This is a genomic window from Gillisella taibaishanensis, from assembly GCF_001938985.1.
In the GTDB taxonomy this organism is placed as follows: Bacteria; Pseudomonadota; Alphaproteobacteria; order Rhizobiales; family Rhizobiaceae; genus Allorhizobium; species Allorhizobium taibaishanense.
In genome coordinates this window covers 356,181-369,662 of the sequence record NZ_MKIN01000021.1, presented here as the reverse complement: position 1 = coordinate 369,662, position 13,482 = coordinate 356,181, and the positions used below count along the sequence as shown (strand labels likewise).

At 58.1% G+C, this 13,482-nt stretch carries 14 protein-coding genes; 11 read left to right on the top strand and 3 right to left on the bottom strand.

All coding sequences use genetic code 11. The features are described 5' to 3' along the window. Window positions 1-33 precede the first annotated feature (33 nt). On the bottom strand, window positions 34-1,299 hold the full coding sequence (locus tag BJF91_RS08915; RefSeq protein WP_075614540.1) for a Gfo/Idh/MocA family protein: 1,266 nt from the start codon (window positions 1,297-1,299) through the stop codon (window positions 34-36). Between the two features lie 614 nt (window positions 1,300-1,913). Here BJF91_RS08915 and BJF91_RS08910 point away from each other — a divergent pair. The 7 genes from BJF91_RS08910 to BJF91_RS08880 all read left to right on the top strand — a co-directional run bounded on the left by BJF91_RS08910 (window position 1,914) and on the right by BJF91_RS08880 (window position 9,016). Continuing rightward, a complete protein-coding gene (locus tag BJF91_RS08910) occupies window positions 1,914-3,197 on the top strand; it encodes an ABC transporter substrate-binding protein (protein WP_075614139.1) in 1,284 nt (427 codons plus the stop codon). A 25-nt stretch (window positions 3,198-3,222) separates the two neighbouring features. Beyond that, the gene (locus BJF91_RS08905) at window positions 3,223-4,167 is read left to right on the top strand and encodes a carbohydrate ABC transporter permease (protein WP_075614138.1); all 945 of its coding nucleotides are present in this window, start codon (window positions 3,223-3,225) and stop codon (window positions 4,165-4,167) included. Continuing rightward, entirely contained in the window at window positions 4,160-5,041 is an 882-nt protein-coding gene (locus BJF91_RS08900; protein WP_075614137.1) for a carbohydrate ABC transporter permease, read from the top strand. The genes BJF91_RS08905 and BJF91_RS08900 overlap by 8 nt, the downstream gene beginning before the upstream one ends. Window positions 5,042-5,063: 22 nt before the next feature. Next, complete coding sequence (locus tag BJF91_RS08895; RefSeq protein ID WP_075614136.1) at window positions 5,064-6,083, top strand: Gfo/Idh/MocA family protein; 1,020 nt, start codon at window positions 5,064-5,066, stop codon at window positions 6,081-6,083. A gap of 1 nt (window position 6,084) precedes the next feature. After that, window positions 6,085-7,155 carry a Gfo/Idh/MocA family protein gene (locus BJF91_RS08890; protein ID WP_075614135.1) on the top strand — a complete coding sequence of 357 codons (1,071 nt, stop codon included), beginning with the start codon at window positions 6,085-6,087 and terminating at the stop codon, window positions 7,153-7,155. Next, window positions 7,155-8,252 (top strand): ABC transporter ATP-binding protein, encoded by a 1,098-nt coding sequence (locus tag BJF91_RS08885; RefSeq protein ID WP_075614134.1) that lies wholly within the window; start codon window positions 7,155-7,157, stop codon window positions 8,250-8,252. The genes BJF91_RS08890 and BJF91_RS08885 overlap by 1 nt, the downstream gene beginning before the upstream one ends. 89 nt (window positions 8,253-8,341) lie before the next feature. After that, a complete protein-coding gene (locus BJF91_RS08880; RefSeq protein ID WP_075614133.1) occupies window positions 8,342-9,016 on the top strand; it encodes a spermidine synthase in 675 nt (224 codons plus the stop codon). Window positions 9,017-9,400: 384 nt separating this feature from the next. Here the strand turns inward: BJF91_RS08880 and BJF91_RS08875 are convergent, their stop codons facing one another. Next, entirely contained in the window at window positions 9,401-9,547 is a 147-nt protein-coding gene (locus tag BJF91_RS08875; protein WP_075614132.1) for a DUF1127 domain-containing protein, read from the bottom strand. 280 nt (window positions 9,548-9,827) lie between these two features. Here BJF91_RS08875 and BJF91_RS08870 point away from each other — a divergent pair, with 280 nt between their 5' ends. Further along, window positions 9,828-10,685: an SDR family oxidoreductase gene (locus BJF91_RS08870; protein ID WP_075614131.1), complete on the top strand. Its 858-nt coding sequence runs from the start codon at window positions 9,828-9,830 to the stop codon at window positions 10,683-10,685. An 81-nt stretch (window positions 10,686-10,766) separates the two neighbouring features. Here the strand turns inward: BJF91_RS08870 and BJF91_RS08865 are convergent, their stop codons facing one another. Further along, window positions 10,767-11,048, bottom strand: a complete 282-nt coding sequence (locus BJF91_RS08865; protein WP_075614130.1) for a DUF2934 domain-containing protein — start codon at window positions 11,046-11,048, stop codon at window positions 10,767-10,769. A 195-nt stretch (window positions 11,049-11,243) separates the two neighbouring features. On the opposite strand from BJF91_RS08865, the gene BJF91_RS08860 reads away from it, so the two are divergent. From BJF91_RS08860 to BJF91_RS08850, 3 genes are all read left to right on the top strand, one after another. Further along, window positions 11,244-12,038 (top strand): SDR family NAD(P)-dependent oxidoreductase, encoded by a 795-nt coding sequence (locus tag BJF91_RS08860; RefSeq protein WP_075614129.1) that lies wholly within the window; start codon window positions 11,244-11,246, stop codon window positions 12,036-12,038. 73 nt (window positions 12,039-12,111) lie between these two features. Next, window positions 12,112-12,660, top strand: coding sequence for a cysteine hydrolase family protein (locus BJF91_RS08855; protein WP_075614128.1), 549 nt, complete (start codon window positions 12,112-12,114; stop codon window positions 12,658-12,660). After that, window positions 12,660-13,394, top strand: a complete 735-nt coding sequence (locus BJF91_RS08850; RefSeq protein WP_075614127.1) for a DUF72 domain-containing protein — start codon at window positions 12,660-12,662, stop codon at window positions 13,392-13,394. The genes BJF91_RS08855 and BJF91_RS08850 overlap by 1 nt, the downstream gene beginning before the upstream one ends. Window positions 13,395-13,482 lie beyond the last annotated feature (88 nt).

The following is a 13,482-nucleotide window of genomic DNA, read 5'->3' as shown; positions in this document are numbered from 1 at the left end:
GATGATCAAGTCATTTTCATCGGGCTATTTCGATCATGCCACGGTGTCGAGCAGGCCGATGCCCTCGTCATCGCCCCAGACATCGGCGACCGTGACCGGTTTGCCGACCCGGCTGCTTTCGAGCGCGGCGATGCCGCAGAGCACGGACATGGCGCCTGCGCGAGAGCCGGCACGCTGGCGCAACTCGTCGTTCATGCCGGGTTTCAGCAGCATGTTGCGCAGCCGGTCGTCGCCGCCGTAATGCCCGCCGGAAGAATGCGGCACCCAGATGCGCTCGACGGGGGAGAAATTGCGCATCAGCACGATTTCATCGGCCGGCGGCTCCGTCCACGGCTGCTTTTCATATTGGCGAAGCTCGATGCGACCCTTCTGACCGTTGAAGGCGATGTGGTGGCCTTCGATCGGCATATAAGTGTTAAGCGAGTAACAGACCTGGACGCCATTCTTGTAGCGGACATTCGTCACCATCGTATCGGGGATGTCGATGTCCTCGCGGTAGACGCAGGCATCGCGCACATAGCCGTCTTCCTGGGATGGTGCTTCATAAAGTGCTTCGAGCAGCGGGTCCTTGCTCATGTCGAAATAGTGGTCGCATTCGCCTGCATGCGGACAGGTGCGACAGCGCTCGCCACGGAACGGGCCGTTGCGGCCGTAATGCTTCAGATCGGCAAAGGCGGAGACCAGATCAGGGTCGCTGTCGAGGTACCAGTTCAGGAGGTCGAAGTGATGGGTGGCCTTGTGCACGAACAGGCTGCCGGAATTTTCGGTATAGGCATGCCAGCGGCGGAAATAGTCGGCGCCGTGATTGGTGTCGAGATACCAGTGGAAGTCGACTGAGGTAACATCGCCGATCACGCCGGAATTCAGCAGTTCCTTGATTTTCGCGGAGGTCGGGGCAAAGCGGTAGTTGAAGGACACGTCGAGCCGGCGGCCTGTGCGCTTTTCGGCAGCCAGGATGCGCTTGATTTTGGCGGCCGTGGTCGTCATTGGCTTTTCGCTGATCACGTCGGCGCCAGCTTCCATGGCTTTGACGATCAGGTCGTCATGGGTGCTGTCGCGAGTGCAGACGATGACGAGATCGGGCTTTTCGACCGCCAGCATCTGGTCGAAATCCAGATAAAGCGGAACGGATGCGCCGATATGAGCGCGCGAGCGCTCGGCGCGCAGGCCATTCAAATCACAGATCGCCACCAGCTCCACCTGGTCGCCCCAGCGTTCGACAATGTCTCGTCCCCACATGGTTGTTCCCCGGTGGCCAGCGCCAACCAGGGCAAAACGTCTCTTTCTATTGGTGTGCATGCCATCCTCCTTGGCTAGAGCATTTCCAGGAAAGGTGGAAACCTTTTCCCGTCCGGAAATGCGAAAACGATAGGCTGAAGCGCCGGACCGAAAGATGGGAACACGCTTTTCGGTCCGATCCAATTCGCTTTGCGTGGCTCTCGCGCCGCGGTGTTCTGCAGGCGCTGTCATGCCGAAATACGGCTAGGCGCTGCATAGCTCCTCCCTTGCTGCGCGATGTGTGGGTGCGGCCGGCGCCTGTCCGGCAAAAAATGGCGCCTTGCTTACCGGCTGGCCTCGCCAGATGGCAGCTTGGCCCGGCCCGCAGAGAGCGCCGACTGCGAAACTGGTTTCCTCAATTCACTTCAACTGCTATGCTAGCATATCATTCCCGGATGTCATGTCGAGATTGTGGCTCTTCGTGAAATTTTCTCGGCTTGACAGAAGGCGGAAACATAGACAACCTGTGGCTTATCTAATGGATTTGCGGGCTTTAAAGGATATAAAAATCTAAGGCGCTAGATTTTTGTGAAAATATTTTCATTTCTCGTGGCGCTGTTTGATGCTTCTGGAGGGAGGCGTACAGCGGGATAAGCGGGAAGGGAAATCATCTGGAAACTGGGGAGGAGACCAGAATGACAATGAAATTAAACAGGCGTACCCTGCTTGCCGGTATGGCAGCGGCCATACCATTGATGGGTATCCGGCCGGGCAGCGCTCAGGCGGCGACCAATATGCGCTTCCTGTGGTGGGGCTCCAAGGAGCGCAACGACCGAACCTTTAAGGTCATCGAAACTTACAAAGGCAAGAAGGCCGATGTGGCCATTAACGGCGAGTCCTTCGGCTGGGACAATTACTGGACCCGGTTGGCTACTCAAACGGCAGGCGGCAATGCGCCCGACCTGATCCAGATGGATTACCGCTACATCTTCGAATATGCCCGACGTGGAACGCTGCTGGATCTGACGCCTTTTATGGGGAAGAGCCTGAAAATTGATGATTTCGGCGCGCCGAACATCGATGCCGGCAAGGTCAATGGCAAGCTATACGGCGTCAATCTAGGTGTTAACTCCGTCACGGCCATCGTCAACAAGTCGGCATGGCAGGAATCCGGCGTCGAGATGCCGCAGGAAGGCGTGACCTGGGAAGACTTCGGAGAGGCCTGCGCCAAGGTGACTGTTGCAAAGAAACGTCGCGGCTTTTATGGCACGCAGGACGGTAGCGTCGGTGAAAGCAATCTGGAATGCTGGCTTCGCCAGCGCGGTAAGGCGCTCTATACGGCCGATGGCACCGTCGGCTTTGATCAGGGCGATATCACTGACTGGTTTAAGTTCTGGGCCTGGATGCGTAAGATCAAGGCCTGCGTACCTGCCGATGTGCAGGCCCTGGACCAACTCAACGTCGAAAACAACATGGTGACGTTGAACAAGGCAGCGGTTGGCTTCGTCAATTCCAATCAGTTTATTGCCTTCCAGGCGGTCAACAAGGATTCGCTTGGCCTGATGCGCTTCCCAGATACCAAGGGCGGCAAGCCAGGACAGTATCTGAAGCCCTCAATGCTGATCTCCGTTTCGGCCGCCTCCGCCAACAAGGATGCTGCCGTCGATTTCGTCAATTTCCTGGTCGAAGACAAGGATGCGGCGCTGGCGCTTGGTATCGAGCGCGGCATTCCGGCCTCGCCAGCTATGCGGGACGCACTCGAGCCGACGCTGAACGAGCAGGCCAAGGAAATTCTCGATTACATCGCAAGGCTGACGCCGCATGTCGGTCCGTTGCCGCCGCCGCCGCCGAATGGTGCAGGCGAGAACCAGATGCTGATCAAGAAAATCGGCGAAGAAGTCGGCTTCGGTCGTCTGTCGCCGGAAGACGGGGCCGCGAAATTCGTCGATCAGGCGGCTGCCAATCTGAAACGGGGTTGAAACCGTGACAAGCTCTCGAAATGGAATGGCCGGCACCGCAGGTGCCGCGCCAACGGTGGATCATGCCTTGGCGCCGGGCCGGTTTCGGGCTGCAATGGCCAGCAACGCGCCCGGTTATTTGTTCCTCCTGCCCTGGTTCATCGGCTTTTTCGTGCTGACGCTCGGGCCGGCACTGTTTTCCTTCTGGCTGTCGCTGACCGACTACAATCTCCTCCAGTCGCCAAATTTCGTCGGGCTTGAAAACTATGTGCGGATCGCCACCGCCGACGACAAATTCATGTCGTCCATGCGCGTCACGCTTGTCTATGTCATCCTGTCGGTACCGCTGAAGCTGACCTTCGCGCTGCTGGTGGCACTGTTGCTCAACAAGGGCATTCGTGGCCTGCCGCTCTACCGGGCGATCTTCTATCTGCCGTCGCTTCTGGGCTCCAGCGTTGCCATCGCCGTCGTGTGGCGGCAACTGTTCGACGGTGACGGCGCGATCAACGTGCTGCTGTGGAACAGTTTTGGTATTGAGGGGCCGAGTTGGATCTCCAATCCCGATTACTCGCTCTATACGCTGGTCATTCTCGCGATCTGGCAGTTCGGTTCGCCGATGATCATCTTCCTTGCCGGTCTCCGGCAGATCCCGGTCGACATGTATGAGGCCGCGAGCCTCGACGGGGCTTCCAAGGTCAGGATGTTCTTCAAGATCACCCTGCCGCTGTTGACGCCGGTTATCTTCTTCAATGCGGTCGTGCAGACGATCGACGCCTTCAAGGCCTTTACGCCGGCCTATGTTATCTCGTCCGGCACTGGCGGCCCGATCGACTCGACGCTGTTCTACACGCTCTATCTCTATCAGGAGGCGTTTGGCTATTTCCGCATGGGTTATGCCGCAGCGCTCGCCTGGATCCTCGTGATCATCATCGCGCTGTTTACCGCCTTCTCCTTCCTGTCCTCGCGCTACTGGGTGCATTACGATGACTGATGCAGCACATGCCGCCGCTCCTGATGCGATCGCCGAAGAAAAGCGGCGCTGGTGGATCTCGCTTCTTCTGCATGTCGTGCTGGCGGTCGCCTCGCTGATCATGCTCTACCCGCTGCTGTGGATGCTGTCGGGCTCGATCAAGGACCAAAGCGAAATCTTTGGCCAGGCCTCTTTGATCCCGCATAAGCTCGATTTCAGCGCCTACATGCGCGGCTGGTTCAGCACACAGGTCAGTTTCGGCACCTATTTCTGGAATTCGCTTGTGATCGCCGTTCTGACGGTTGTCGGCAATCTCTTTTCCTGCTCGCTGGCCGCTTACGCCTTCGCGCGGTTGGAGTTCAAAGGTCGCAATCTCTGGTTCGCGCTGATGCTGGGCACGCTGATGCTGCCCTATCACGTCACGCTGATCCCGCAATATATCCTGTTTCTGAAGCTCGGTTGGGTGAAGACCATCCTGCCGCTGGTCGTGCCGAAATTTCTTGCGGTCGACGCCTTCTTCATCTTCCTGATGGTGCAGTTCTTCCGCGGCATTCCGCGTGAACTGGACGAAGCGGCGATGATGGACGGTTGCAGCCCTTGGCGCATCTATTGGCGGATCATGTTGCCTCTCTCCCTGCCGGTGCTGGCAACGGCCGCGATCTTCTCCTTCATCTGGAGCTGGGACGATTTCTTTGGGCCGCTGATCTATCTCAGCGACATCAACACCTACACTGTCCAGCTTGGCCTGCGCTCTTTCGTCGACTCTTCGGGCAGTTCCGATTGGAGTGGGCTGTTTGCCATGTCCAGCCTGTCGCTGGTGCCGATTTTCCTGATCTTCCTGTTCTGCCAGCGGCTGCTGATCGACGGTATCGCCACCGCCGGCCTCAAACGCTGATTATCCCATAGGAGCCTTTTTCATGACTGCCCCGCGTTTCGCCGTCATCGGCATCAATCACGATCACATTTTTGGACAAATCCGTTTCATGCTGGAAGCGGGAGCGGAATTCGTTGCTTTCTTTGCCAAGGAAGACGAGCTTGCCCAGGCCTTTGCTCCGCATTATCCGCAGGCAAAGCGAGTTGCCGATGTCAGAGAAATTCTCGAAGATCGGTCTATCGTTCTGATCCTGTCGGCGGCCATTCCCGCCGACCGTGCCGACATCGCCATCGCCGCCATGCGCCACGGCAAGGATGTGATGCTGGACAAGCCGGGCATGACGACCTTTGAACAGCTGGACGCGGTGCGCAAGGTGCAGGCAGAAACCGGCCGGATCGTCTCCATCCTCTATTCCGAACATTTCGAGACGGCCTGCACGGTCGAGGCCGGCAATCTGGTACAGGCGGGCGCAATCGGCGAAGTCATCCACACGACCGGCATCGGCCCGCACCGGCTGCGCAAAAGCCAGCGTCCGACTTGGTTCTTTGATCGCGCGCATTACGGCGGTGTGCTGATCGACATCGCCTCGCATCAATGCGAGCAGTTCCTGTTCTTCACCGGCGCCAAGGATGCCGAAATCCTGTCGGCCAGCACCGCCAACCGCGCCAATCCCGATAAGCCGGGCCTTGAAGATTATGGCGATATTCACCTGACAACAGGCAAGGCCACAGGCTATATCAGGGTCGACTGGTTCACCCCTGACGGCTTGCCCACCTGGGGCGACGGGCGGTTGTTCATCGTCGGCACTGAAGGCACGATCGAACTGCGCAAATATCTCGATATCGAGGGTAAGCAGGGCACTGATCACCTGTTCCTGACAGACAAGAAGGGCACGCGCTATATCGATTGCAGCAAGACTGAGCGGCCCTATGGCCGACAGTTGCTCGCTGATATCAGGGATCGCACCGAGACCGCCATGTCTCAGGAACACTGCTTCAAGGCAATGGAATTGGCGCTGAAGGCCCAGGCCTTTGCCGATGCCGCAAAGCAGAAGAGGGCCTGACATGTCCAGGATTTTCAACGTTGCCGTCATCGGTCTTGGCATCGGCGCCCGCCATATCCGCGAGGGCTATATGCCCAACACCGATATCTTCAAAGTCGCGACCCTCTGCGATCTCGATCCGGCCCGGCTCAAGCAATATGGCGAGGAATTCTCGGTGGACCATCGCACCGGTGATTTCGATGCGGTGCTTGCCGATCCCTCAATCGATGTTGTCGATATCTGCACGCCGCCGAACACCCATTACGACCTGATCGTTAAGGCGCTGGCTTCCGGCAAGCATGTGATCTGCGAAAAGCCGCTGGTTGGTTCGCTTGAGGAAATCGACCGCCTGATCGTGCATGAAAAGGCGGCCAAGGGCCGGCTGATGCCGATCTTCCAATACCGCTATGGCGACGGCGTGCACAAGGCGCGGCGCATTATCGAAGCCGGGCTGGCCGGCAAGCCCTACATCGCCACGTCAGAGACCCACTGGACCCGCCTTGCCGACTATTACGCCGTGCCATGGCGCGGCAAATGGGCAACGGAACTGGGCGGCGTGCTGATGACCCATGCCATCCACATCAACGACATGCTGAGCTACCTGATGGGGCCGGTCGCCTCGCTGTTTGCCCGGGTGGCGACCCGCGTCAATCCGATCGAGGTCGAAGATTGCGTCAGCCTTAGCCTGGAAATGGCAAGCGGCGCTCTGGCCACGGTTTCGGCCACGCTTGGTGCTGCCGAGGAAACCTCGCGGCTGAAGCTCTGCTTCGAAAACGTCACCTTCGAAAGCAGCCATGCGCCTTATCATCCCGGCGGCGACCCGTGGACGATCATTCCTGCCAATCCCGAAGTGGACGCCAAGATCGAGGCGCTGCTGGAGGGCTGGGTGCCGATGAAGCAGCTGTTTTCCGGGCAGATGCGGGATTTCCACGACTGCCTCGTCAACGACAAGCCGACGCCGGTCACAACAGAAGATTCGCGCCGCTCGCTGGAATTCCTGACGGCCTGCTACTGGAGTGCCCGTCAGAAGCAGCCGGTGGCTTTTCCTATCGGTAGCGACAACGCCTATTATGATGGCTGGAGGAAGAGCTGATGGCGACGAGCGTCACCCTACAGAAAGTTGTCAAAAGGTATGGCGCGCTGGAAGTGATCCACGGCGTGGATCTTCAGATCACGCCGGGAGAATTCGTGGTCTTTGTCGGGCCTTCCGGCTGTGGCAAGTCGACGCTTTTGCGCATGATTGCCGGGTTGGAGCCGATTTCCGGCGGCGATCTCTTGATCGACGGAAAGCGGATGAACGAGGTGCCGGCCGCCAAGCGTGGTATCGCCATGGTATTCCAGTCCTATGCGCTCTATCCGCATATGACCGTGTACAAGAACCTTGCCTTCGGCCTGGAAACGGCGGGCATGAAGAAGAAGGATATCGAACCCAGAGTAGAACGCGCCGCAGACATCCTGCAGATCAAGCCGCTGCTTGGCCGCAAGCCGAAGGCGCTCTCCGGCGGTCAGCGCCAGCGTGTTGCCATTGGCCGCGCGATCGTGCGTGAGCCAGACATCTTCCTGTTCGACGAGCCGCTGTCAAACCTTGATGCGGAATTGCGTGTGCAGATGCGCGTCGAGATCGCCAAGCTGCATCAAAGCCTCGGCAATACGATGATCTACGTCACCCATGACCAGGTCGAGGCCATGACGATGGCTGATACGATCGTGGTGCTGAAGGGCGGCTATATCGAGCAGGTCGGCGCGCCGCTCGACCTCTATAACAATCCCCGGAATAAGTTCGTCGCCGGCTTCATCGGCTCCCCGCGCATGAACTTCATCGATAGCCGGCTGGTCGAAGCCGGTGAACGGACGGCGGTGGAGCTGAACGGCAAGCCGGTCGATCTCGCCCGCAGTAGTCCGGGCGCGCAGGTTGGCCAGAAGGTCAGCGTCGGCGTGCGGCCGGAACATTTGAGCCTGCGGCCAGCCGATATTGCTCTTGGCGAAGCGCATGTCGATCTCGTCGAGCATCTCGGCGGTCAGACGATCCTTTATCTGTCTATGCAGGATGGGCAATCCGTCGCCATGGTGATGGAAGACCAACAGCCGATCCGCAAAGGTGAAAAGGTGACGATCCATATCGATTCAAAGCGTTGTTATCTGTTTGACGAGGCTGGTGACCGGGTAGGGGCCGGATCTGATCGCATATGATCTGATAGACGGGCCAGCGAACGCTGGCACTCTTGGTCACCTTGAACAGGCATGCTATGGGGCGCCTTTGACCCGATAAGAGGCGCGCCATGCTTCCCTGGATACAACTCGACAGTGCCGCCATTCCCGGCGACGGCGGCACGCTCCGCCTGAAACAGCGCGGGCAGGAATTTTCCATCATGCTCGGCTCGAACGAGTTGATGAACAGCCGACTGAGCGGATCGGAAGAAGCGCTGGCGACGCTGGCCTGGCAGAAAATCGAGGTCTGCAAGCAACCGCATATGCTGATCGGTGGCCTCGGCATGGGCTTTACCCTGCGCGCCGCCTTGGCCGTGCTGCCCGAAGAAGCGAAGGTAACCGTGGCGGAACTGGTGCCTGAAGTGGTTGCCTGGGCGCGTGGCCCAATGGCGGACATCCACAAAGGCACGCTTGACGATCCGCGCGTGGACATTCACGTTGGGGATGTCGGGGCGCTGATCCGGTCTCGATCCGCCACCTATGACGCCATTCTTCTTGATGTCGACAATGGTCCCGACGGGCTGACCCGTGCCTCCAATGATGAACTCTACGATACCGCCGGCCTTGGGGCTGCCAAGAAGGCGTTGCGGCCGAAAGGCGTTCTTGCTGTCTGGTCTTCCGCTCCCGATCCCGCATTTACTCGGCGGCTGCGCCAAGCCGGATTTGCGACCGAGGAGGTTCCCGTGCGCGCCAACGGCAAGCGCGGCGGCGCCAAGCATTTTCTCTGGATGGCAATGAAGGGCTGAGTGACCGAACCGGCGCGGATGTCATGGTCCAGGAATCAAAAAGCCCGCCGCGGGAGGAGGTGCGGCAGGCTTTCTGAAAAGAACCGAATGACGGCTGGGAGGAGGAGTGCCGTCATTCCAATCGGACGCCCCTTGGGAGGAGGAGTGGGTCGTCCGAGATACGAAGCTTTGCGGGAGGAGGAGATGCATCGCTTCGTTGAAATTGATAATAGCCTAATCTTGCCTATTTCATAGTCATTTTGTTGCAGTGCAGCTATGCGCAAAATGCATAGTTTTTTTGATGATCCCATTGATCCGGATCAGGATCTTCGGCGTATCCGGCGATCAAACGCAAAAACGCCCGCGTCAGGGCGGGCGTCGTGCAAACAATATTTAAAGTTGAGCTTAGACAGACAGTGAAGTCCGGGCAACACGGCGGATATCGCTTCTGATAATGCCGAGGTCCTGGAGTTCGCGGCTGGTCATACGGTCCAGTTCAGAAACCGTCTGACGATACTTGCGCCAATTGTTGAAAGAGCGTGCGATGTTCATGATAATCCCCTTTCCGAGACTTGTCCGACGTCAGCAACTCTGTTTGGTCCGGCGTCGTTTCGATGAGGTGAACATAGGCGTTTGCAACGCGTTATGACAGTGACAAGCTCTCACGCCACCCATGCGTTGGTTGCATGAGTAAAGCCTTTTGAAGATCTTCAGACCTGCTCGAATTTCGAAATCACGAAATATTAAAATCAGGAACGGCTCCGTCGTGCTGTGGTTCTGACCCTGTGGGCGTTTTACCCGCACCGATGAATTGCAAGAAACGAGGTGACCGATGATCGATAAACCGACGCCGCCATTTGCCAAGCAGCAGCAGTCCATTCCGGGCTTGACCCGAGCCATGGACCCCGTGCCGGATCATGGAGAAACCTCCTATAAGGGCTCCGGCCGGCTGGCGGGCAAGAAGGCGGTCATCACCGGCGGCGATAGCGGCATCGGCAGGGCCGTAGCGCTTGCCTATGCCCGTGAGGGCGCCGATGTGCTGATCTCCTATCTCAGCGAACACGAGGATGCCGAGGAAACCAAACGACTGGTTGAAGAAGCCGGCCGCAAGGCGGTGCTGGTTGATGGCGATTTGCAGACTGCGGACCATTGCCGCAAAGTCATCGACAAGGCCGTGGCCGAACTCGGTGGCATCGATATTCTCGTCAACAATGCCGCCCACCAGAAAACCTTCGAGAAAATCGAGGATATCACTGACGAGGAATGGGAACTGACCTTCCGGGTCAATATTCACGCCATGTTCTACCTGACCAAGGCGGCGGTCCCGCATATGAAGGCGGGCGCGTCGATCATCAATACTGCGTCGATCAATTCCGACCAGCCGAGCCCGAGCCTGCTCGCCTATGCGACCACCAAGGGCGCGATCCAGAATTTCACCGCCGGCCTTGCACAGATGCTGGCCGAGCGTGGCATTCGCGCCAATGCAGTAGCGCCAGGTCCGATCTGGACCCCGCTTATTCCCTCCACCATGACTGAGGACAGGGTTTCGCAATTCGGCAAACAGGTGCCGATGCAGCGCCCTGGTCAACCAGCGGAGCTGGCGACGGCCTATGTCATGCTGGCTGATCCGCTGTCGAGCTATGTGTCCGGAGCGACCATTGCCGTCACGGGCGGCAAGCCAATTCTCTAAATCCTAAATCAAAAAAGGCGCTGCATCATATCGATGCAGCGCCTTCTTCTCATCATCAGTTTTCTGCTGGAACCGATCGCGTCAGGACCGCTTCACTTCTTCAGCCTGGATTTCAGCCTCCGCTTCCATCCAATGGGACAGGTCTTCGCCATGAGGCTTGCCCTTGCGCTCCCAGATCTGATGGGCGCGGGTGCGGACCTTTTCGTCGTAACCGGGAGAAGCGTCGATTGATGACAGGGCCTGCTCGGCTCTGGCGGCATCATCGCTGCGGCGTTCATCCGCCACATGCGAGTCTTGCGAGCGGGCGTCTTCCGAACCGCTATCGATCCGGCCGTTGCTTTCATTGAAATCGTCATGGGACATTGGAGACCTCTCAGGATGGGCGCGGTTTGTGTGGGTGTATCTTTCCCAACACCGGCACCTGCCGAAAGTTCCGGCTCGATCGCCAAGGCTGAGACATGGAATGTCTGAAAATGGCGCTTCGGCGGCATTTGGAACAAGTCGCGCCTAAGCCGGTTCGGACAACCCGAACAACTGCTCTTGTTGAAGGAACCTGCCATGTCCACCGCCCCACGTTCTCTTGCTGTCGTGACCGGTGCGTCCTCCGGGATCGGTTTGGAACTGGCAAAACTTGCTGCCGGCAAAGGCTACGACGTCGTTATTGCCGCCAACGAGCCTGACATAGACATTGCCGCCGATATCCTCCGATCGATTGGTGTGACAGTGGATGCGATGCAGGTCGATCTTTCGACCCGCCACGGCGTAGCGGATTTCTACCGTTTCGTGGCCGACCGCCAGCAGCCTGTCGACCTGCTGTTTGCCAATGCCGGTCTTGGCCTTGGTCACGCCTTTCTGGATCAGAATCTCGACGCGGCCCTGCATGTCGTCGACACCAATGTCTCCGGCACCATCAGCCTGATCCATCGTATCGGCAATGACATGCGCACACGTGGCAGCGGGCGGATCCTGATAACAGGATCAATCGCCGGTTTCATGCCGGGAAGCTATCAGGCGGTCTATAATGCCACGAAGGCCTTTCTCAACAGCTTCTCCCTGGCGCTGCGCGAGGAGCTGACCGACCGCGGTGTTTCCGTCACCTGTCTGATGCCTGGCCCAACAGCCACCCGCTTCTTCCAGCGTGCAGGCATGCTCGATACCCAGATTGGCCAGGGTGCCAAGGATGATCCGGTTGAGGTGGCGAAAGTCGGCTTCCACGCGATGATGAATGACGAAGGCGACGTCGCCGTCGGCCTGAAGAACAAGCTGCAGAGCGCGGTAGCCAATGTCACGCCCGCCGGCTTCCTCGCCAGGCAACATGCCAAGATGGCGGCGCCCGGCTCATCTAACACGTGATCGCGTTTCCTTAGCGAGAGGATCTGGTTTGAGACCAAATTTTGACTGCAATTGGCGTCACATCTGCGTCGATATGCAGAGAGTGTTTTCCGAGGATACGCCCTGGCATGTTGCGTGGCTGCAAAAAGTGCTGCCGCAGGTGAGTGATGTGGCCGCCCATCATGCCGAGCGCACGATCTTCACGCGTTTTGTGCCGCCGCAGGATGCTAACCTGATGAGGGGCGCCTGGCGCCACTACTATGAGAAATGGTGGATGATGACGGGGCGTCATCTCCCGGGCGAGATGGTCGATTTGGTGCCGGAGCTGGCCCAGTTTGTGCCGCCGGCCATGGTGTTTGACAAATCCGTCTATTCACCCTGGACCTCGGGTGCTTTGCAACAGCATCTCGCGACGCAATCTGTCAGCCATCTCGTCATCAGCGGTGGGGAAACGGATGTCTGCGTGCTGTCAACAGTGCTGACCGCCGTCGATCTCGGCTATTACGTTACAGTCCTCACTGATGCCGTTTGCAGCTGCGCCGACACCACCCATGATAGCGCGCTTGCGCTGTTTGGTGAGCGCTTCTCGGCTCATGTCGAACTGAAGACAACGGAGCGCTTTCTTCAGCAGGGGTTTGCCTGATGCCTGCTGTAACCACGAATAAGCCGGCGCCTTACATTGGCACGGCAGGATGGGCCGTACCGAAAGCAGTTGCCAATTTCTTCGGCGAGGGCGACAGCGTGCTTGCCCGCTACGCAACGATCTTCAACTGTTGCGAGATCAACACGACCTTTTATCGCCGTCATAAGCCGGAAACCTATGAAAAATGGGCGCGCAGCGTGCCCGAAGATTTTCGTTTTTCGGTCAAGCTGCCGAGGCTGATCACCCATGTGGCGCGGCTCAACCGGATTGAAGAGGAGTTTAGCGCATTTCTTGATGATACCGCCCATCTCGGCAATAAGCGTGGGCCGCTGCTGTGCCAGCTGCCGCCGGACCTGGCCTTTGAACCAGACAAAGTCTCTGCCGCCCTGGATTTGATGCAGACCGAAGCCGAGGGTACCCTCGTGCTGGAGCCGCGCCATTCTTCCTGGACCAGCTTGGAGGCTGAAAAAACTCTGGCGGCGCTCAGGATCGAGCGCGTTTTTGCCGATCCGCCTGTGATCGACAACCAGGCACCGTCTGATTCGGGTTATTCCTATCTGCGCCTGCATGGAAAGCCGCATGTGTATTATTCGCCTTACACGCAGACCGAGATTGCCGATTATGCCGGTCTTATGTCGAGCGGATCTTGGTGCGTTTTTGACAATACCGCGCTTGGAAATGCTACGGAAAATGCGTTAACAATGAAAAATATCCTATCGTCCTCAACGCTTTAAAGCGATAGATGTATAAGCAGTATCTGCTGCGACTCAACCGGTTCCGTTGGTCGCATACTGGACATCATTGCTTGTTGCGTCGTAGTTC